20 protein-coding genes are annotated in these 21,091 nt (G+C 57.0%); 1 reads left to right on the top strand and 19 read right to left on the bottom strand.

What is annotated here, in order from left to right:
- Positions 1-24: 24 nt before the first annotated feature.
- The 19 genes from dapA to rimP all read right to left on the bottom strand — a co-directional run bounded on the left by dapA (position 25) and on the right by rimP (position 19,414).
- On the bottom strand, positions 25-921 hold the full coding sequence (gene dapA / locus ACSEXW_RS21715) for a 4-hydroxy-tetrahydrodipicolinate synthase (protein WP_438448277.1): 897 nt from the start codon (positions 919-921) through the stop codon (positions 25-27).
- Between the two features lie 90 nt (positions 922-1,011).
- Positions 1,012-2,229, bottom strand: coding sequence for an aspartate kinase (dapG, locus tag ACSEXW_RS21710; RefSeq protein WP_438448276.1), 1,218 nt, complete (start codon positions 2,227-2,229; stop codon positions 1,012-1,014).
- Between the two features lie 46 nt (positions 2,230-2,275).
- Entirely contained in the window at positions 2,276-3,313 is a 1,038-nt protein-coding gene (locus tag ACSEXW_RS21705) for an aspartate-semialdehyde dehydrogenase (RefSeq protein WP_438448275.1), read from the bottom strand.
- 29 nt (positions 3,314-3,342) lie between these two features.
- Positions 3,343-3,939 carry a dipicolinate synthase subunit B gene (locus ACSEXW_RS21700; RefSeq protein WP_438448274.1) on the bottom strand — a complete coding sequence of 199 codons (597 nt, stop codon included), beginning with the start codon at positions 3,937-3,939 and terminating at the stop codon, positions 3,343-3,345.
- Positions 3,936-4,835 carry a dipicolinate synthase subunit DpsA gene (dpsA, locus tag ACSEXW_RS21695; protein WP_438448273.1) on the bottom strand — a complete coding sequence of 300 codons (900 nt, stop codon included), beginning with the start codon at positions 4,833-4,835 and terminating at the stop codon, positions 3,936-3,938. The genes ACSEXW_RS21700 and dpsA overlap by 4 nt, the downstream gene beginning before the upstream one ends.
- Positions 4,836-5,056: 221 nt before the next feature.
- Positions 5,057-5,443 (bottom strand): dUTP diphosphatase, encoded by a 387-nt coding sequence (dut, locus tag ACSEXW_RS21690; RefSeq protein WP_438448389.1) that lies wholly within the window; start codon positions 5,441-5,443, stop codon positions 5,057-5,059.
- A 22-nt stretch (positions 5,444-5,465) separates the two neighbouring features.
- Positions 5,466-6,749: a M16 family metallopeptidase gene (locus ACSEXW_RS21685; protein WP_438448272.1), complete on the bottom strand. Its 1,284-nt coding sequence runs from the start codon at positions 6,747-6,749 to the stop codon at positions 5,466-5,468.
- Positions 6,750-6,798: 49 nt separating this feature from the next.
- Entirely contained in the window at positions 6,799-7,878 is a 1,080-nt protein-coding gene (locus ACSEXW_RS21680; protein ID WP_438448271.1) for a polysaccharide deacetylase family protein, read from the bottom strand.
- A gap of 170 nt (positions 7,879-8,048) precedes the next feature.
- Positions 8,049-10,163: a polyribonucleotide nucleotidyltransferase gene (gene pnp / locus ACSEXW_RS21675; protein ID WP_438448270.1), complete on the bottom strand. Its 2,115-nt coding sequence runs from the start codon at positions 10,161-10,163 to the stop codon at positions 8,049-8,051.
- A gap of 227 nt (positions 10,164-10,390) precedes the next feature.
- Positions 10,391-10,660 carry a 30S ribosomal protein S15 gene (rpsO, locus tag ACSEXW_RS21670; protein WP_438448269.1) on the bottom strand — a complete coding sequence of 90 codons (270 nt, stop codon included), beginning with the start codon at positions 10,658-10,660 and terminating at the stop codon, positions 10,391-10,393.
- A gap of 136 nt (positions 10,661-10,796) precedes the next feature.
- Positions 10,797-11,741, bottom strand: coding sequence for a bifunctional riboflavin kinase/FAD synthetase (locus tag ACSEXW_RS21665; protein WP_438448268.1), 945 nt, complete (start codon positions 11,739-11,741; stop codon positions 10,797-10,799).
- Positions 11,742-11,757: 16 nt separating this feature from the next.
- A complete protein-coding gene (truB, locus tag ACSEXW_RS21660; protein WP_438448267.1) occupies positions 11,758-12,717 on the bottom strand; it encodes a tRNA pseudouridine(55) synthase TruB in 960 nt (319 codons plus the stop codon).
- The gene (locus ACSEXW_RS21655; RefSeq protein WP_438448266.1) at positions 12,714-13,727 is read right to left on the bottom strand and encodes a DHH family phosphoesterase; all 1,014 of its coding nucleotides are present in this window, start codon (positions 13,725-13,727) and stop codon (positions 12,714-12,716) included. The genes truB and ACSEXW_RS21655 overlap by 4 nt, the downstream gene beginning before the upstream one ends.
- Positions 13,724-14,083: a 30S ribosome-binding factor RbfA gene (rbfA, locus tag ACSEXW_RS21650; protein WP_438448265.1), complete on the bottom strand. Its 360-nt coding sequence runs from the start codon at positions 14,081-14,083 to the stop codon at positions 13,724-13,726. Before rbfA ends, ACSEXW_RS21655 begins: the two co-directional genes overlap by 4 nt.
- Positions 14,084-14,089: 6 nt before the next feature.
- Positions 14,090-17,140, bottom strand: coding sequence for a translation initiation factor IF-2 (gene infB, locus ACSEXW_RS21645; RefSeq protein WP_438448264.1), 3,051 nt, complete (start codon positions 17,138-17,140; stop codon positions 14,090-14,092).
- The gene (locus tag ACSEXW_RS21640) at positions 17,137-17,463 is read right to left on the bottom strand and encodes a YlxQ family RNA-binding protein (RefSeq protein ID WP_438448263.1); all 327 of its coding nucleotides are present in this window, start codon (positions 17,461-17,463) and stop codon (positions 17,137-17,139) included. The genes infB and ACSEXW_RS21640 overlap by 4 nt, the downstream gene beginning before the upstream one ends.
- A complete protein-coding gene (gene rnpM, locus ACSEXW_RS21635; RefSeq protein ID WP_438448262.1) occupies positions 17,450-17,767 on the bottom strand; it encodes an RNase P modulator RnpM in 318 nt (105 codons plus the stop codon). Before rnpM ends, ACSEXW_RS21640 begins: the two co-directional genes overlap by 14 nt.
- Positions 17,768-17,812: 45 nt before the next feature.
- Positions 17,813-18,910, bottom strand: coding sequence for a transcription termination factor NusA (nusA, locus tag ACSEXW_RS21630; RefSeq protein WP_438448261.1), 1,098 nt, complete (start codon positions 18,908-18,910; stop codon positions 17,813-17,815).
- 45 nt (positions 18,911-18,955) lie between these two features.
- On the bottom strand, positions 18,956-19,414 hold the full coding sequence (gene rimP / locus ACSEXW_RS21625) for a ribosome maturation factor RimP (RefSeq protein WP_438448260.1): 459 nt from the start codon (positions 19,412-19,414) through the stop codon (positions 18,956-18,958).
- 279 nt (positions 19,415-19,693) lie between these two features.
- On the opposite strand from rimP, the gene ACSEXW_RS21620 reads away from it, so the two are divergent.
- Positions 19,694-20,941 carry a mannosyltransferase family protein gene (locus tag ACSEXW_RS21620; RefSeq protein ID WP_438448388.1) on the top strand — a complete coding sequence of 416 codons (1,248 nt, stop codon included), beginning with the start codon at positions 19,694-19,696 and terminating at the stop codon, positions 20,939-20,941.
- Positions 20,942-21,091 lie beyond the last annotated feature (150 nt).

Here is a 21,091-nt window from a genome sequence, read left to right as displayed (position 1 = left end):
CATCGGTCAGGATGGCAATAAAAATTAGACCTGGTGCGACTGGAGCAATTCCTCAATAAACCTTCCTTCGGCTTCATTCACCGGAACCATGGGCAGCCGGAGGCCTCCCACCGGGATCCCACTCACGTTCAGAGCATGCTTCACCGCTGCCGGATTCGGTACCCGATTGGGGCAATGGAACATGCCGCGGAACACGGGGAACAGCATCTGATGCAGCCTGCGAGCCTCGGCCGGGCGGTCATCCGCGTACGCCTCGATCATGCTCTTGATCTGCGCGCCGACAATATGTCCCGCTACGCTGACGACTCCATAGGCTCCTATGGAGAGGAACGGAAGAGTCAGGGAGTCATCTCCGCAGTATACCCGGAAATGCTCGGGACCCTGCGACACCAGGGTCGTGATATGATCCAGGTCGCTATGCGCCTCCTTGGAGGCGACGATGTTCGGAAATTCCCGCGCCAGCCGCAGCGTCGTGGCCGTATCCACATTGATGCCGCAGCGCGAAGGAATGTTGTACAGCATGATCGGCAATCGGGTGGACTGGGCCACCGCCTTGAAGTGCTGGTACAATCCCTCCTGCGAAGGACGATTGTAGTATGGGGCTACCAGAAGTACCCCGTCTGCCCCTGCTTTCTCTGCCGCCTCGGTTAAGTGAATCGTGTGGGCCGTGTCGTAGGAGCCCGTTCCGGCAATCACTTTGGCCCGTCCTCGGACCAATCGGACTACGGATTCGAACAACCCGCTTTTCTCGCTGTCGGTTAAGGTCGGCGATTCTCCCGTCGTCCCACAGACGACCAAGGAATCGCAGCGCATCCCCTCGATCAAGTGTTCCACCAGCGCCTCCAATTGCTCTTCGCTGACTTGAAGCTGTTCGTCAAAGGGGGTAACCATTGCCGTTACGAGTCTGCCAAAGTTGGCCACCGTAAAAACCTCCCGGTTTCTCTACAGATTGTGAAAGCTATCGATCTGGGATAGGTCCAGATATTTCATTCTATTCCGATTGGCGCCCGTTTATTTGTCCAATGAGAATCGTTTGTGTAGGGCTCTGACCGCCTGGGCCATATCCTTGCCGTGCACCAATACCCAGATAGTGGCATTGGAATCGGCGGATTGGAGAATGGCGATGTCCTCCTGGGTTAAGGCTTCCACAATATGGGCCATAATGCCGGGAACACCGTGGATTCCGCCGCCGATAACCGATACCTTCGCACACCCGGGGGCCAGCCTCGGCTCGTATCCCAGCTCCGCTAATAGGCGTGCGGCACGGTCTCCTTCGGAATCGAACACGGTATACATGACTCCGGATGGATTCACATTAATGAAGTCGACGCTGATCTGATGATCGGCCATAGCCTTGAACACCTTCAGCTGCATGTCGAAGCTTCCGTCCGTGTTTGGCACCGTGATTTGGGTCATATAAGGAACGTGCGCAATTCCGGTCACATGCCGGTCGCGCACTTCATTTCTTTCCTGCTTCAGGGCGTCAAAGTTCGACACCAGCGTTCCCTCATCCTCCTCGAAGGTCGAACGTACGCGAATAGGCAGGTTCGCCTGCATCGCCACCTCGACTGCGCGGGGGTGAATGACTTTGGCGCCGTTGTGCGCCATATTGCAGATCTCCGAGAAGCTAACCTGCTCCAATCTCTTCGCATTCTCTACGATCCGGGGATCGGCCGTGAGAATGCCTCCGACATCGGTGAAGATGTCGACGATTTCCGCTTTTAGAGCCACGCCCAGTGCCGTTGCGGAAGTATCGCTTCCCCCTCGGCCGAGAGTCGTCGCATCGTCCAAGGCGGTCTTTCCTTGAAACCCTGTCACAATCACCACATGATCTTTATCCAGCAGCTCCAGAATTCGGGTAGGACGGATTGATACGATATGGGCATTGCCGAAATCATCGTTGGTCAGAATACCGGCTTGCGCGCCGTTCAATACGGAGGACCGGATGCCCTCCGCATTCAGCTGGCTGCAAAGCGTCGCTGCGGAGATCGTTTCTCCGCAGCAAAGCAGTAAATCGCGCTCTCGCGCCGGCAGGCTGTCCCCATTCTGGCGGATCAGGTCCAAGAGGGTATCCGTAGCATACGGCTCCCCCTTGCGTCCCATGGCCGAAACGACGACGACCAGCTTGTATTGATCGGCTAATGCTTTGCGGATATGACGGATAACGTGAGTTCTGGCTTCAACAGTGGATAAGGACGTACCTCCGAATTTCTGTACTAAGATCCGCATGTGCATGCGTCCCTCCCTTATAGCCTCCTGAACAATCACTATCCTCTTACTTGCCTTGAACCAGACATTCTCCGATTTGAACGGCGTTCCAAGCTGCGCCCTTCAACAGGTTGTCGGACACAATCCACATGTTGAGCGCACGCGGATTGTTCAGATCGCGGCGTACCCGTCCGACGAAGGTTTCGATTTTGCCGGCGGCTGTGGTGGCCAGCGGATATTTTTGCTCCGCCGGTTCGTCCTCGAGCACGAGGCCCGGGGCTTCAGCCAGAAGCTTGCGAACCTCTTCCATCTCGAAGTCGCTCTTCAGCTCGACATAAACCGACTCGGAATGTCCGTATACAACCGGGATCCGTACGCAGGTTGCCGTGACCTCGATGGACTCGTCGCCCATGATCTTCTTGGTCTCGCGGATCATCTTCATCTCTTCGTTGGTGAAGCCGTTGTCCAAGAACTTGTCGATCTGGGGAATCGCGTTGAAGGCGATCTGGTGCTTGATCGGCAATGCTCCGACGGGCAAAATATCCGGATTGGCCGAGTTGCCGGCCAGAACTTCGCGGGATTGGCGAAGGGTCTCTTCGATGGCCTTGGCGCCTGCACCGGACACCGCCTGATAAGTGGAGACAATGACTTTGGAGATGCCGTAGCGGTCATACAGAGGCTTCAATGTAGCCACCATCTGGATCGTGGAGCAGTTCGGGTTGGCGATGACACCCTTGTTCTCGAAGATCTTCTCCGGGTTGACTTCCGGAACGACCAGCGGAGTTTCCGGGTCCATCCGGTAGGCGCTGGTGTTATCGATACATACCGCACCCGCCTTCACCGCATGGGGAATCAATTCTTTGCTGACGTCGCCGCCTGCGGACAGGAACACGATCTCCACACCCTTGAAGCTCTCCGGGGTGGCTTCCTCGATCACGACGTCCCGATCCTTGAAGCGTACGGTTTTACCGGCGGAGCGCTTGGAAGCCAAGAGCTTCAGTTCTTTCACAGGAAAGTTGCGCTCGGCGAGCAGACGGATAATCTGCTCCCCGACAGCGCCGGTAACCCCGACTACTGCTACGTTGTAAAGTCTCTGTTCTGCCATCGATAGCTCTCCTTTTTGATTGCACAAATTCAATACTTAAACCGTTCGATCACCATCGGTTGAAGCTGCTTCCCTTGTATCGCCGCTTCGCAGGTTTCCATGATGAGATCCATCCGGGCCACCAGAGAATTGGGCTTCGCGCTGGGAGCATCCTGACCGTACGGTACGAAATAAATGTTCTTCGCCACCAGCAGCCTGGCGATATTGGCCGCATTCAGACCGAGTCCGTCATTAGTGGAGATCGCCAGCACCAAGGGCTTCTGATTGCGCATCTGCGCTTTGGCTGCCATCAAGACGGGGCTCTCCGTCATAGCATTGGCCAGCTTGGCGGTCGTGTTGCCCGTACAGGGCGCAATGACCATCACATCCAGCAGCTTCGAAGGGCCGAGCGGTTCTGCATCTACAATTGTAGAAATAATATCATTCCCGGTGATATCTTTCAACTGTTTTTGCCAATCTTCCGAACGCCCGAAACGGGTGTCCGTGGTTAACAGACTATAGGAAGCGATGGGAATGACCTTGGCCCCCGCATCGACAAAACGCTGAATTTGCGGCATGGTTTCGGCAAATGTGCAATGCGAGCCCGTCAATGCGAACCCTACCGTTTTCCCTGTCCAGAAGCTCATGAGCCGTTCCTCCCTTGTTGGTAATCCTCCATCAGCAGCTCGCTGACGGTATGTGCAATGATGCGGCCGGCCGTCTTCGGAGCGACAATTCCGGGAAGCCCGGGAGCAAGCATGGCTTTGATCCCCCGCCGCTCGGCGAACCGGAAATCCGTACCGCCGGGGCGGGATGCCAAATCTATGATTAACGCCCGGTGCGGAATCTGGGCGATAACCTGGGAGGTGACCACCATGGACGGAATGGTATTGAACAGGAGGTCCACATCCTGCACCTGGCGGATCAGCTCCTTCGTGTAGAACGGCTCGAAGCCCATCTCCAAGGCGCGGGCGAAATGCTCCGGCTTCCGCACGCCCGCCTTCACCCTCGCTCCGAGTCCCTTAAGCGTCCGGGCCAGGGTCAATCCGGTGCGCCCCAAGCCCAGCACCATGCTGACGGAGCCGTGAATGGTGAAGTCCGTGTGCTGGATCGCCATCATGACGGCTCCCTCCGCCGTAGGAATCGAATTGTAGATGGCCACGTCGTCCCGTTCGAAGAGCTCGATAAGCGCAATGCTGTATTTATTGCATATCGTTTTGAGATACGGCTTCGCCATTCCGGTGAACACCCTCGCATGCTTAGGCAGCGCAGCGACATGTTCTTCGGTCAAGATCAGCTCCTCCGAGGAAAAGATGGACTCCACCTTCCCCTTATCGTCCGTTCCAACAGCCGGAAGCAGAACGACGTCTGCCTGGGCGAATGCTTCCGTATCCAGCTTGATCCTGGTCACTCCGTTCAATGGTGTCTGTAAATTGTCAAATCCGATTAGCTGTACGGTGGCATCCAGCTCCAGCAGCCTCCCGATCACCTCCAATTGCCGGGCATCACCGCCTATGAAGACGGCTTGCATTCCAGTGAGCATCCCTGCACACCCCTTTCAGGTCTTGTCGATAACTCATAGTATGCCAGGGGTCAATAATGGGTTACAGCCCAGCTCCATCCTCCCATTATGGAAAGAAGGACGAACCATTCGAAAAGGCCTTTTCCAAAAGCCAGGGATCCGGCTTAAGAAAAGGCCTTGAAAAAAGAAAAACGCGGGAGCTTCCGCCCCCGCTTCTGATGATCAATCCGGAGTCCCGTTGCTTAACGGGTTCCCGTATGCCCGAAGCCTCCTGCTCCCCGATCCGTGTCGGACAGCTCCTCCACCTCGGCAAGCTCGATTGCGGGAAGCTGCTGGATCACCATCTGGGCAATCCGTTCATTCCGGCAGATGGTGAACGGTTCCTGTCCCAGGTTAATGAGCAGCACCTTCACTTCGCCACGATAATCGGCGTCAATGGTGCCCGGGGTATTCAGGCAAGTAATGCCGTATTTGAACGCCAAGCCGCTCCGGGGACGGATCTGTGCCTCGAGTCCGGCCGGCATGGCCATGGCAAAGCCGGTCGGAACCAGCTTCCGCTCTCCGGGGTGCAGGATCAGCGGCTCCGTCACGGCAGCATGCAGATCGAAGCCGGCTGCCAGCTCCGACATGCGCCGGGGCAGGAGCACGTCCTCATTCCCCGGGAGTCGTTTCAGTTGAACCGTTTGAAGCAAGCATATCCCTCCTAAAGCTCTGGATCGAGTCGCTCGATTGACCTACCATGGCCAAGGCGAAGGAATGGGCGAACACTTCCTTGGTCAGCTCACGGATTTGGTCTTGCGTTACGGATTCGATCCGTTGAATGATTTCGTCCATGGTATAATGCTTACCCAGCAAGAGCTCGTTCTTGCCCAACCGGTTCATCCGGCTGCTAGTGCTCTCCAAGCTTAAGATCAGGCTGCCCTTGAGCTGCTCCTTGCCCTTGCGGACCTCCGCATCGGTCAGACCGTGATGGAGCACCTCCCCCACTACCTCCATCGAGACCTTGAGCACTTCTTCCGTCTGCTTCGGCGCCGTGCCGGTGTAGATGGTGAACATGCCATTATCCAGGTAAGAGGTATGATAGGAGTATACGGAATACGCCAGACCGCGCTTCTCGCGGATTTCCTGGAACAGTCGGGAGCTCATCCCCCCGCCGATGGCGTTATTCAATAGTATCATGGCGTACAGCCGGTCGTCGCGGATGGAACAGCCGGGTAAGGACAGGCAGATATGGTTCTGCTCCGTCTTCTTCTCATGGAAGATCTCCCCGGAATAAAAGGACGGCGGGGTCACAGGAATTTCCGGACCTTGGTTGGAGAAGCCGCCGAAATGCTTCTCGATGAGAGGCATGATATGGTCATCGATATTTCCGGCCAGACTTACAACGGTATTGCTGACGGTATAGTACTTCTTCATGTAGCTTCGCAGATCGTCCGGCTGGAAGCGATGCAGGTTCTGCTCGAGTCCCAGGATGGTTTGCCCCAGCGGGTGTTCCCTGTAGGCGGCCTTGGCCATCAGGTCATGCACCAGATCATCCGGAGTGTCCTCATACATGGAGACCTCCTCTAAGATCACGTTGCGTTCCTTCTCCATCTCCTCCGGATCTAATCGGGAATTGAAATACATATCCGCCAATACGTCCATGGCCATGGGAAGATGCTCATCCAGAACCTTGACATAGTAGCAGGTATATTCTTTGGTGGTGAAGGCATTCACGTTGCCGCCGATGCCGTCGAACAGCTCCGCGATATCTTTGGCCGAATACCGGTCCGTTCCTTTGAACAGCATGTGCTCGATGAAATGGGAAACCCCATTCCGGTCGGTCTCCTCATTGCGGGATCCCGTCTTGACCCAGATGCCGAAGGATACGGAACGGCAGGTCGGGATCTTCTCAAGCACTACTCTTAACCCGTTCGGGAGTACGTAGTGATTCAATGTGTTTCCTCCTGGGAGTTGATGTCAGCTTACATACCTATATAGTCTATCACTTGCGGAGTTGGGTTTCCAGTTCAGGAACCCTTTCGGGTGAAATTAATTCGCTGACGGTGCCCAACGCGTAGCCTTTTTTCTTCGCGTCCCGGATGATCGCTTCGATCGATTCCGAAGAGGCATGGGTCGGGTGCATGAGAATCATGGCTCCCGGCTCCAGGCGGGACGTAATCTTGCGGATGACCGCAGCCGGCTCCGGCTTCATCCAATCCACCGTGTCCAAGGTCCAGAGGATGGTCCGCAGCTTCAACTGATGGGCGATGTCCACCGTCTCCTGGTCGAAATCTCCGGAGGGCGGGGCGAACAGCCGATTTTTCACTCCGATCTGCTCCAGCAGCTTCTCCGTCTTGACGATCTCCTGCTCCGCTTGGCCCCGCGGCAGTTGGCTCATGTTCTTGTGGGAATAAGCGTGGTTGGAGAGCTCATGCCCTGCTTCCCCGATGGCCTTGGCCTGCTCCAGATGTCCCTTCAGCCACGTACCGTCCAGGAAGAAGGTGGCGTGTACATTCTCCTTCTTCAGCACATCCAGCATCTTCGGCAAAAATTCATCTCCCCAAGCCACATTAATCATAAGGGAGATCATCTTCTTCTCCGGGTTCCCGCGATAGATAGGCTGGGCCCCTAAGTCATCCAAGCCGGTCTTGGGCGGTACCTCCCGGTAGATATAGGTCAAGGGAGTCCCCTGCGGAAGCTGACCGGCCAAGCGGTAGGTCTTCTCCACATCCAACTCTCTTCCGTTCAACCCGGGAATCGCCTTCCATATCGGGTCCACTCTCGCATTCACCGGCTGGATCCGTAACTTCACCGCTTCCTCCTGCAGCTGCTTCAAGAGCTCGCCTCCGGTAGGGACGGACGCAGGAGCTCCTCCGAGCCGGGCCATGACGGGTACGGCCTCCGGAGCTTGTCCCGCGCCCGCGCTTCCCCGGGTCTCCTTCTCCTGCAAGAGACGTACAGTCCCGTCCTTTACCTGATTCAGGTACCGCTCCACCATCGGCGTATGGCTTGTCCCCCAGATCACAAAGGCCGTCACCAAATAGGTTAAGGCCCGAATCTTCATCTGTTCCGTCTTTTGCATGTCCTTACACCCCGGTATCCGCTTTTTTCTCATATTATGCCATGAAGGACAAGGATATACCCGGATATACCCGGATCTGTGCCGAACTTCGCATAGAACGGGACCTGGTCGGGAAAGTGAAAAAAAGCCCCAGCAGGCATCAGGCCTGCTAGAGCTTGGAACAGATGTAATCAGGATTCGGTCTTGGCGGCTGCTGGAGCGGCCGGCATGGTGGCTTTGCGGGACAGGTTCACGCGGCCTTGATTGTCGATCTCCGTAACCTTGACTGTGATCTTGTCGCCGATGGCAACCACGTCCTCCACCTTGGCCACCCGTTCGGTGGACAGCTGGGAGATATGGACGAGGCCTTCCTTGCCCGGGAGCACTTCCACGAATGCGCCGAACTTCTCGATCCGCTTGACGGTTCCCAGGTACGTCTCGCCTACGACTACCTCGCGGACGATGCTCTCGATGATCTCGCGGGCACGCTCATTCGCCGCTTGATTGCTCGAAGCGATGAAGATGCTTCCGTCCTGTTCGATGTCGATCTTGACGCCGGTTTCTTCGATGATCTTGTTGATCACCTTGCCGCCAGCGCCGATTACCTCACGGATCTTGTCCGGATGGATCTGCATGGTGATGATCTTCGGAGCATATTGCGACAGCTCCTTGCGGGGCTTGTCGATGGTAGCCAGCATCTTGTCCAGGATGAACATGCGGCCCTTGTTCGCCTGCTTCAGGGCTTCCTTCAGGATCTCGCGGTCAATGCCGTCGATCTTGATGTCCATCTGGATGGCGGTAACACCCTTGGAAGTACCGGCAACCTTAAAGTCCATGTCGCCCAGGTGGTCTTCCATTCCCTGGATATCCGTCAGAATGGAGACATGCTCGCCGTCCTTGATCAAGCCCATGGCCACGCCGGCCACCGGAGCCTTGATCGGTACGCCTGCATCCATAAGAGCCATGGTGCTGGCGCAGATGGAGGCCTGAGAGGTGGAGCCGTTGGACTCGAGCACCTCGGATACAACACGGATGGTGTACGGGAATTCCTTCTCATCCGGCAGCACCATCTCCAGGGCGCGTTCACCCAGTGCACCGTGGCCGATCTCGCGGCGACCCGGCGGACGGAGCGGACGGGCTTCGCCTACGCTGAACGGAGGGAAGTTGTAATGGTGCATGAAACGCTTGCGCTCCTCCAGGTCAATGCCGTCCAAGAGCTGCTCGTCGCCGATAGAGCCCAGCGTGGCGATGGACAAGGCTTGAGTCTGGCCGCGGGTAAAGAGTGCGGAGCCATGGGTGCGGGCCAGCAAGGACGTCTCGCAGGCGATCGGCCGGATCTCATCCAGGGCTCGTCCGTCCGGACGGACCTTATCATGGGTGATCAGACGGCGTACTTCTTCCTTCACAATGTCGTACAGCACTTCCTTCACATCGCCGATCTTGGAGGCTTCCTCCGCATAGACGGCCTTGAAGTGCTCCACAGTCTCCGAGTTGATGGCTTCGATGGCGTCATACCGGGCCTGCTTCTCCGGAATTCGGACCGCCTGCACCAGACGCTCGGAGGCATATGCGCGAACGTCCGCATCCACAGCCGAATCGGCTGCGTGAAGCTTCACTTCCATCTTGGGCTTGCCCACTTCCTGGACGAACTGTTCGATGCCTTCGCAGATCTTCTTGATGGACTCGTGGCCGAACATGATGGCTTCGAGGATCACGTCCTCCGGCAGCTCACGGGCTTCGGCCTCCACCATCATAATCGCGTCCTTCGTACCGGCTACGACCAGGTACATGTCGCTGATGTTGGATTGCTCAACGGTCGGGTTGATTACGAACTCGCCGTTGACGCGGGCTACAATGACGCCGCCGATGGGCCCGTTGAACGGAACGTCGGAGATGGCCAAGGCACAGGATGTGCCGATCATGGCGGTAATCTCCGGAGAGTTATCCTGCTCCACGCTCATGACAAGATTGACGATCTGCACGTCGTTCCGGAAGCCTTCCGGGAACAGCGGGCGGATCGGCCGGTCCGTCAAGCGGCTGGCCAAGATCGCCTTTTGAGTCGGACGGCCTTCGCGCTTGATGTAGCCGCCCGGAATTTTGCCTACGGCATACAAACGCTCTTCATAGTTAACCGTGAGTGGGAAGAAATCCAAATCCTTGGGGTCCGGCGATGCCGTAACCGTACACAGCACAGCCGTGTCGCCGTAGCGCGCCATAACGGCCGCGTTCGCTTGCTTTGCCAGCTTGCCTGTTTCCAGCACGAGGGTACGTCCGCCGAGTTCAATTCGGACACTTTTCTGTTCCATACCTGCCTCCTGAGAGATCGTTGATTTCATTGAAATCCATATGTAACGCCGGCTCGTCCGGTTAACACCGTCTTGCAGGCGCGGGATGCGTAGTATTTCAACATGATGTATAGTATTTCCTGCTTTTCCTCATCTAATCGGTCGGAAATAGGGAAAAAGCAACCAAATCTTCTCCATGCATCGGTACCAGCACGGTAGAACAATGGTTGCTTTCCCATCATCTAACCTTATCTACGAAGACCCAGCTTCTCGATGAGTGCGCTGTAACGTTGAACGTCCTTGTTTTTCAGGTACGTCAGCAGCTTACGGCGTTGTCCGACCATCTTCAGAAGACCACGACGAGAGTGGTGATCTTTCTTGTGAACACGCAAATGGTTGGTCAAGTTCACGATGTTTTCCGTCAGGATAGCGATCTGAACTTCCGGAGATCCGGTATCGGATTCATGAACCTTGTGGTCCTGAATCAGTTGAGTCTTGCGTTCTTGAGTCAATGCCATCCTATTCACCTCCTGATCTTATATATCCCCTGTAGCCCAGAAACCGCCGGTGTTACGAGTATCCGCGCTAAGGTTCCCATCGCCGCGCCGAGAGGCGCTTCATGGCGACAAGAGACAGTATATCACATGCTGGACATCAATGTAAATGTTCGTCCAACATTTCTTTTCCCCGGAGCATATCCGAACGGATCTGCTCCACCAATTCCGCTGCAGAGACGAATTTGCGCTCGTGGCGGATGAAGCCGATAAACCGGACCGTCACGGTTTCCCCGTAGATCATCTCAGAGAAATCGAACAGATGGGCCTCCAGAGTCGTCTGCCCGCCCTCCTCCGCGAAGGTGGGCTTCCATCCGATATTCATGACTCCGCCGTAACGCTGCCCCCGCACGACAGCCTCCACGGCATACACACCGCGGCCGGGAATCACATAAGCGTCCGCCGGATCCAGGTTGGCCGTCGGGATGCCGATGGTCCTTCCCCTGCCCTCGCCGGTGACCACCTTGCCCCGGAAGGAGAACGGCCGTCCGAGAAGACGCGCTGCCTTCTCCACTTGTCCGTTCAGAAGGCATTCGCGAATCAGGGTGCTGCTGACCTTCTCGCCGCCCATGTGAATGGGACGGACCACCTCGACGGCGAAGCGGCCTTTGGCCAGTGCGACCAAAGTATCCGCGTTGCCCTTCCCTTGATAGCCGAAGGTGAAATCGAAGCCGATCACTACGGTCTGGACTTGGAGCCCTATTAAGATCCGCTCGACGAATTCCTCAGGCGGCAAGGCTGCGAACTCGCGGTCGAACTTCACCACGTAGGCGTGCGACATGCCGAGAGCCTCGAAGGCCTTCAGCTTCTCCTCCAGCGGGGTGATGGATTCTTCATATTGGGACAAGCCCAGAACGACCCGCGGGTGCGGCTCGAAGGTCATGACCGCGGCAGGCAGATGAAGCTGCTCACCAGTGTTCAACGCACGCTGGAGCACCTCCCGGTGTCCCGTATGGATCCCGTCGAAGTCTCCGATGGCCAGAACCTGGTGTTCCCCAGGAAGGTTAGAATATTCTGTATTAGCCGAAATGGTATATGCCTGCATGTATCTCCCCTGCCCATCAAGCCGGATCGTGTTCCTGCTCCGGCACAAACACTTTTTCAGGGCTTAAGGTCCTGCCGTCCTCGTGAAGACGGAACAGGCCCAGAAACCTCTCTTCATCATATAACCGAACCAGCCCGGCCATCAGCCCGGGAAGGTCATGGCGTACCAAATCGGGTCCCGCCGGTTCGGGGAGACGCAGCTTTTTGCCTTGCAGGGCATGAAGCGCCATGGTCTTATCCGCCGAATACCGGGGGATAAACGGAATGGCGTCATCGGAGGGCACCGTTAAGCGTGCAACGACCTCTTCGCCGGCGGCCGCCGCCTCTGCAAGCTCCTCCAAGGTAACGCACTGCTCCCGGGTGAACCCGCCGGTCGAAGTGCGGATCAGCTCCCCCATGACGGCCGGATAGCCGAGGGCTCTTCCGATGTCCACGCACAAGGTCCGGATATAGGTTCCCTTGGAGCAGCTGACCCGGAACTCGATCTCCGGATTGGCCGTTTCCAGAGACATCCGTACGGCTTGGATCGCGTATATGGTGACCGCGCGCGGCTTGCGCTCCACGATCTCGCCTTTGCGGGCCAGCTCGTACAAGCGTTTGCCATCCACCTTGACCGCGGAATACATGGGCGGGACCTGCTGGATTTCTCCAGCGAACGATTCCAGAACGCTTAATACTTGAGCCGGATCCAGAGACACCGATTCGGAGCGCTCCACCACCGTTCCGGTCATATCCTCCGTATCCGTGGCCAAGCCGATGATAAGCTTCGCTTGGTATTCCTTGGGCATTTCCTGTATGTATTCGACCAGACGTGTTGCTCTTCCGATGCACAACGGCAGAACGCCGGTAACGGCCGGATCGAGGGTCCCGGTATGGCCGATGCGTTTGATTCTAAGAATGCGTCTTGCTTTGGCGACGACATCATGGGAAGTAAAGCCCTGGGGCTTCCATATGGGTATGATCCCTTCCACTTTCATCCGAGCGCTCTCTCCACTTCTGTCAACACCTGTTGGACCGCTTCCTGCAAAGTGCCTTGTACGGTGCAGCCAGCTGCCCGGATGTGGCCGCCTCCTCCGAATCTCTGGGCGATGGCCGACACGTCCGCCAGACCGGCGGAACGGAGACTGACCTTGTAGAGGAGGTTCCCCGATTGCTTGAAGAGCAGCCCTACCTCCACCCCCTCAACATTACGGGGATAGTTCACCAGCCCGTCCATATCTCCGCCGTCCGCTCCCGCTTCCCGGATATCGTCCAAGGATACGCTCATCCAAGCGATTTTCTTATCCGACGTGAAGTTTAAGTTCGACAGCGCTTTCCGCAGAATCGAGATATGGGAGAAGGTGAGCTTCTCCAGCAATTGGTCCGCAAGCTCATTCCCGTTGACTCCTTGGCGGAGCATCTCGGAAGCGATCTGCATGACCTTGGGCGTCGTATTGGAATACCGGAATCCTCCCGTATCGGTCAAGAGTCCGGTGTAGATACAGGTTGAAAAAGGTTTGGTCCATGGCAGCGCCATCGTAACCGTGAGATCGTAGAGGACCTGGGCCGTTGCAGCCGCCTCCGGATGGATCAGGTTCGCCGTTCCATACGCGTCATTGGTCGGATGATGGTCGATATTAAGCAGAGGGACGGCGTCCGGGAACCATTCCCTGACCCGTCCAATCCGCTCGTAATCGGCGCAATCCACTGCAATGACCGCTTGAAACTCCGGCTTGTCCTGGCTGCCCCATGCGCTGTAATCGCGAATGTCGGCATAACCGGGTAGCAAGCTGAATTTGGCAGGCACGGCACCTTCATTCATCATGATATAGCTCTTGCCCAACTGTTCCAGCATATGGCCGACTGCCAGGGTGGAGCCGATGGCGTCCCCGTCGGGATTGACGTGGGACACCACCAGAAAGCGATCCTGATTCAGGATGAACGCTTTAGCCTCCTCCAGCTGACGGACAACCTCCGGACCGTAATCCGATGGGTTACCGAGGATCATGGATGATTCTTCTCCTCGTTGTTGATTTGGCTGATCAGCTCATTGATCCGGCTGCCGTAGGCAACGGAGCTGTCGATCAGGAAGATCAGCTCCGGTGTTATACGAAGACGGATCCGCTTGGACAACTCGGAGCGGATGAACCCTTTGCCGCGGCCCAAGGCACGAAGCGTTTCCTCCCGCTGCTGCTCCGAGCCCATAACGCTCAGATACACCTTGGCTTGGGAGAAATCGTTCGTCACTTCAACGCCGGTGATGGTCGTAAAGCCCATCCGGGGGTCCTTAAATTCGGTTTGCAGAATTTGGCTGAGCTCTTTCTTGATCTGCTCGCCAACCCTGCCGGTACGAATTTTGGCCATAGCCTATCACCTCTCCACGGTTTCCATGATGAATGCTTCTATAATATCTCCTTCTTTGACATCAGTAAACCGTTCCAGCGTGATTCCGCACTCATAGCCTTGAGCCACATCCTTGGCGTCGTCCTTAAACCGCTTCAAGGAGTCGATCTTGCCTTCGTGAATGACGATGCCATTGCGGATCAGCCGTGCTTCGGCAGAACGGGAAATCTTGCCGGAGGTGACCATACAGCCTGCGATTGTACCGACCTTGGATACCTTGAAGGTATTCCGGACTTCCGCTTGGCCGATAACCGTTTCCTTGAATACCGGATCCAGCAAGCCCTTCATGGCGGACTCGATCTCATCGATGACCTGATAGATAATCCGGTGCAGACGGATGTCAACCTTTTCCTGCTCCGCAGTAGCCATGGCTGCCGGCTCCGGACGTACGTTAAAGCCGATAACGATGGCATTGGAGGCAGAAGCGAGTGTAACGTCGGACTCGGTTACCGCACCAACACCAGCATGCAGGATCTTCACCCGCGCGCCTTCCACTTCGATCTTCTCCAAGGAGCCGCGGAGGGCCTCGACGGAGCCTTGAACGTCGCCCTTGATGATGATGTTCAGGTCCTTGATCTCGCCTTCCTTGATCTGCTTGAACAGATCGTCCAGGGTGACACGGGTGTTGGCGCCCATGTCGGCCTGGCGCTGCTGGATGGTCCGCTTCTCGGCGATCTCGCGCGCTTTGCGCTCGTCTTCGAAGGCCAGGAACATGTCACCGGCCTGCGGAACCTCGGTCAGACCCGTGATCTCAACAGGAGTCGACGGACCTGCTTCCTTCAGACGCTTGCCCTTGTCGTTCACCATGGCGCGAACGCGGCCGAAGGTGTTGCCGGCGATGAAGGAATCGCCCACTTTGAGCGTACCATTCTGGACCAGCACCCGTGCAACCGGGCCCTTGCCTTTGTCCAGCTCAGCCTCGATGACGGTACCGCGCGCCCGCTTGTTCGGGTTCGCCTTAAGCTCTTGAACCTCGGCTACGAGGAGGATCATCTCCAGCAGGTTCTCCAGACCGGTTCGCTGCTTGGCGGAGATGTTAGCGAAGATGGTCTCGCCGCCCCATGCTTCCGGCACCAGCTCGAACTCAGTGAGCTCTTGCATGATTTTGTCCGGATTAGCGCCCGGCTTGTCGATCTTGTTCACCGCTACGATAATCGGCACCTTGGCGGCCTTCGCGTGGGCGATGGCTTCCTTCGTCTGAGGCATAACGCCGTCATCCGCCGCAACCACCAGGATGGTGATGTCGGTTACCTGCGCGCCGCGGGCACGCATGGAGGTGAACGCTTCGTGGCCCGGCGTATCGAGGAAGCTGATCTTCTTGCCGTTGATCTCCACTTGGTATGCGCCGATATGCTGGGTAATCCCGCCTGCTTCGCCCTCGGTCACGTTGGTGTGACGGATGGCGTCCAGGAGGGTGGTCTTGCCGTGGTCGACGTGACCCATGATGGTAACGACCGGAGGACGCTCCATCAGATCGGCAGGATCGTCGTTCTCTTCGATGGCTTCAATGTTCGTCTCGTCCACCGGAATCTTGAGCTCCACTTCCACGCCGTAATCGCCGGCCAGAAGCTGGATGGTATCCAAGTCGAGCTCCTGGTTGATGGTAGCCATCACGCCGAGGAACAGAAGCTTCTTGATCAGATCGGAAACGTCTTTATGCAGGAGCTTGGCGAACTCGCCGACGGTCATGGTGCCGCGCACGATGACTTTCTTCGGCGTATTGTCTACCTTCTCTTTGCGAACTTGGGTTTGGGGCTGGTTACGGCCCCTTCCGAACCGGCTGTTCTTATCGTCGGAGCGCTTCGGTGCCGGCTTGCCCTTCTTGCCGCCGCCTACCTTGGCTGCGCCTGCTGCGGGCAGATCCAGGACAAAGTCGTCATTGGCCGATACGTTTGTTGGCACCCGGATCGGCTTATCCTGAACCGGCTTGCCGCCGGAGCGGTCGTTGCGGGAGTAGTCGCCGCGCGCTTTGTCGCGATCGGAGCCTCTACGGGCCGGCTGGGACGACGGAACCGGCGCGCCTGCGGATTGCAGAGCGGATGCCATGGCGCCCAAGCCAGGACCGCGGTCGTCACGGCGTTGGAAGCCGCCTTGGCCTCCCTGGCCGCCGCCTTGACCGTCGCGGCGCTGGAAGCCGCCTTGGCCCCCTTGGCCGTCACGACGCTGGAAGCCGCCTTGGCCTCCCTGACCACCTTGGCCTTCACGACGCTGGAAGCCGCCTTGGCCCCCTTGGCCGCCGCCTTGACCTTCACGGCGCTGGTAACCGCCTTGGCCTCCTTGGCCGCCGCTTTGACCTTCACGGCGTTGGTAGCCCCCTTGGCCCCCTTGGCCGCCGCCTTGACCTTCACGGCGCTGGTAGCCGCCTTGGCCTCCTTGGCCGCCGCCTTGACCTTCACGGCGCTGGTAGCCGCCTTGGCCTCCTTGGCCGCCGCCTTGACCTTCACGGCGCTGGTAGCCGCCTTGGCCCCCTTGGCCGCCGCCTTGACCTTCACGGCGCTGGTAGCCGCCTTGGCCCCCTTGGCCGCCGCCTTGACCTTCACGGCGCTGGTAGCCGCCTTGGCCTCCCTGGCCGCCGCCTTGACCTTCACGGCGCTGGTAGCCGCCTTGGCCTCCCTGGCCGCCGCCTTGACCCTGACCGTCGCGCTGCTGCGGCGCCGGCTCGGAAGCCGCTTTGGGCGCTTGCTGGTCCGCTGCCGGTGCTGCGGACGGCTGGCGCTCCGCACGCGGCTGCTCGGTAGCAGCTACCGGTGCCGGCTTGCGCTCGGACGGAGAGGGCTGGGTGCCGGCCGCTACAACCGTGCCGTTGTCGCTGGTGCGTTTGGCAGCGGCATTAGCTTTGACGTCCTTGAAGAACTGCTCTACGGCCCCGACCATGTTCGGCTCCAGTACGCTCATATGATTGTTTACCGAAATTCCTTGTCGTTTAAGAATAGTAATAATCTCCTTGCTGCTCATATTTAGGTTTTTCGCATACTCGTAAACCCTAAGCTTATTATCCTGTTTGTCTTGTTTGGTCAATTTCCTTCCACCTCCGCAGGTTTTACCTGACACTGGGCGATCCTGTTCGCGAATCCTGCATCCGTCACCGCCAGGACTACCCGTTCCACTTTGCCGATGGCCGATCCAAGCTCGAACCGGCTCCCTTGCTCTATAAGAGGGACGTTGTAAAACGAGCACTTATCCCTGTACTTCTTCTGCGCGTTGGCCGCCGCATCCGACGCCAGCAGCACCAGCTTCGCCTCTCCCGACCGCACCGCCTTCATAACGGTATCGTCTCCAGTGACGATCTTGCCGGCCCGCATCGCCAAGCCCAAGGTAGACAGCCAATTATTCTTCATCATCGTCATCATCCGCTTCCTTCAAGGCGAGGAACTCATCCTCGACCCGGATGAAATCCTGCTCCAGCTGATCGTAAATCTCCGGACTAACCGCTTGCTTCAGGGCCCGGTCGAACGCTTTGCTCTTCTTGGCCAGCTTGAAGCAGGAGGCTTTGCCGCACAAGTATGCGCCGCGGCCCGATTTTTTGCCGGTCAGATCAATCAGGATGTGCTCATCGGGAGTCCGGACGACCCGGATCAGCTCTTTTTTGGCCTTCATTTCTTGGCATGCCACACATTTCCGAAGCGGAATTTTCCGTGGTCTCATTCTACTCTCACCCGCTTAAACATTGAACTGTTCTACGCCATTCGGTCAATCGATGCTGACGGAATCCTGGTGCATCAGCTCCGTCGTCGTCTTCGGACGGCCATACTCCTGCTCCGCCTGGGATTCGCTCTTAATGTCGATCTTCCAGCCGGTCAGCTTAGCGGCCAGACGCGCGTTCTGGCCCTTGATGCCGATAGCCAGCGACAGCTGGTAATCCGGCACGATGACCCGGCACATCTTCTCGCTCTCGAATACGTTCACTTCCACGACCTTCGAGGGAGACAGGGCGTTAGCCACGTATTCGTCCACATTTTCGGACCAGCGCACGATGTCGATCTTCTCGCCCTTCAGCTCCGTCACGATGGTCTGCACGCGCACGCCCTTGGGACCTACGCAGGAACCGACCGGCTCTACCTCGGGATTGCGGGAATGAACGGCGATCTTGGAACGGAAGCCGGCTTCCCGGGCTACGGAACGGATCTCGACGACGCCGTCGTAAATCTCGGGAACCTCCAGCTCGAACAGGCGCTTCAGCAGTCCGGGATGGGTCCGGGACAGGATGATCTGCGGTCCCTTGGTGGTGTTCTCCACCTTGGTGATATAAGCCTTCACCCGGTCGCCGTGGGTAAACTTGTCGTTCGGCATCATCTCGTTCAACGGAAGCACGGCCTCCACCTTGCCCAGGTCCACGTACAGATTGCGCAGATCCTGGCGCTGGACGATACCGGTGACGATGTCTTCCTCTTTGTCGATGTAGGCATGGTAGATCAGCCCCCGCTCCGCCTCGCGGATCCGCTGGGTGACCACCTGCTTCGCCGTCTGGGCCGCGATCCGGCCGAAATCCTTCGGAGTCACTTCGATCTCCACGATGTCCTCCAGCGTGTAGTTCGGGTTGATCTCCCGTGCAGCCTCCACCGAAATTTCCATGCGGGGGTCCAGTACGTCCTCCACGACGGTTTTCCTTGCATACACCTTGATCAGGCCGGTGGTCTTGTTGATGTCCACGCGAACGTTCTGGGCCGTATTGAAATTCCGCTTATAACCGGAAATCAGCGCTGCCTCAATCGCCTCAATCAGGATGTCCTTCGCAATGCCTTTTTCTCTCTCCAGTTCCGACAGGGCTTCGATAAAATCAGCGTTCATGGGAATGGAATTCCTCCTTTCAAATATCCACAACGGGTGTGATTGCTAGAATACGATAGCCAACCGGGCGCTCGCCAGCTTCTCTGCCGGCACGGTTACGCTCTTCTTACCCGTGTTCACGGTGAACGTCTCTCCGTCGAATGCCTCCAGAAGCCCTTCGAACTCCTTCTTCCCGTTTACAGGTTCATAGGTTGTGAGAAATACGTGCTTCCCGACCGCCTTACGGTAATCCTCCGGCTTCTTCAGGGGACGCTCTGCCCCGGGGGAAGATACCTCCAGGAAGTAAGCAACCGGAATCGGGTCATTTTCATCCAGCTTGGCGCTCAGGAATTCGCTGACGCGGCCGCAATCGTCAATATCGATGCCGCCTTCCTTATCCACATAGACGCGGAGGAACCAGTTGCTGCCTTCCTTCACGTACTCGATGTCCACCAGCTCGAATCCGTTCTCGTCCAGGAACGGCTTGACCATTTCTTCCACGGCGGATTTAATCTGCGAGCTCAATGTATTACCCCCTAATATAGGTATGTAGTGTTGGGTTCAGAACCTGAAAAGCCGTAAACAAAGAGTAAAGAGTGGGTCGCCCCACTCTCCAATTCTGCACAGTATCAACATCACAAACATTAGTATAGCATAAATCCGTATTTTTTTACAATAGGCCCCTTGAAAAGTCCTTCCAGCTCAAGGGATGTGTTTTTTTTGTAAAGCAGCTTGAACCTCTTCCTAAAGATGGATAGGATTAGGATCAATTCCGACGAAAAAAAGGAGGCGTTGTTCGCCGTGATGGAACGCTTCAGAACCCATTCCAAGATCCTGCTTGTCGTCTTGGGCATGCTGGCTCTAAGCCGTATGATTCTGTATATGGAAGCCTATCTGGGCAGCAACTTGTTCAGCAATTACAGCTCACCCCGCGAATACGTCCAGGCCGGCACGCCGGAAGAGCCCTATCCGCAGATGAAGCTGCCCCGGGCATTGGAGGAATCACGGCCGGTTCATGTAAGGGACTTGTTGAAGTTCGACACGTATTCTTATATGAAGATAACCGAACGCGGCTACGACCGGTTCTCCATGGACCAGCCCCATCCGCCTGCAAACTGGGTATTCTTCCCTCTGTATCCGCTCACCGTCGCATCCGCTGCCAAGCTGCTTCCGTTCTGGGATACGCTGACGGTTGGGATCGTCCTCTCCCATGTGTATTTATGGCTGGCTTTATCCTTCATATATAAAATCGGCCTGGCCATGGGATGGAACGATAAACGGACCCGCTCGGTGATCTTCCTGGTGCTTCTCTACCCGGCCTCCGCTTACTATTCCCTCATGTACACGGAGAGCCTCTTCCTGCTGCTGTCCGCCGCGACGATTTATTTCTCCATCACCCGACGCTTCGGAGCGGCGCTTCTAATTGGCGGCCTGTCCACGGTGACCCGGGTCCCGGGGTTCGCCAACCTGGTGTTCGCGGCAGGGAGCCTGATTTTGGCCAAGGGCTTCAAGTGGTCCTGGCGCGATTTGAAATACGCGGGCTTCTTTCTTGCTTCCTTGCTGCCGTTGATTGCATATTTCGGCTACCTGAAGAGGCTTACCGGGGATTTCCTGGCAGCCGTTCATGAGCAGGCCAATTGGGCCAGGGAAACCTCATTTCCCTTCCAAGCCTATTGGCACTTTATTCGGAAGCCCTATTTCTCCTTAGGCGGCGGATGGGATAACGGGGTTATTTCATTTACTATGACCACCTTCGTCCTGACGGTGTTCGCAGCGGCGTTCCTCCTTCAGTTCCGCAGATTCCGCAGAGAGCCGTCGCAGCTCTTGTTTTTTGCATACGGCGCCCTGCTGATCACGGTTCCGTTCTCCAGTTCGCCGGAATACCTGACCAGCGTCGTCCGGTATATGATGGTCAGCCTGCCGCTGTACTTCTATCTACAAGAGCTGGGGGAAAAGCATGACCTCGTACGATATGCCACCATCGGTTTGTTGGGCGCCCTGCAGGCCATCATCACGATCGGGCTGATCAATGACTACACCTTCGTGATATAAGCATGGATCAGTCATAACCACCGGCTTAGCCGGTGGCTTCCATTAGCCCTATAAGGGCATGTTACTAGCCGGCGCCTAAAGGCGCTCTGAAATGGCTGCCAACCGCGTGGGTTCACGGGCGAGCCCCTGAAAAGGGGCCTCGTTACCTGC

It is taken from the genome of Oryzibacillus soli, assembly GCF_051594765.1.
Lineage (GTDB): Bacteria > Bacillota > Bacilli > Paenibacillales > NBRC-103111 > Paenibacillus_AR.
The sequence above is the reverse complement of the archived record's forward strand: the minus strand, read 5'-3'. Positions and strand labels throughout refer to the sequence as shown.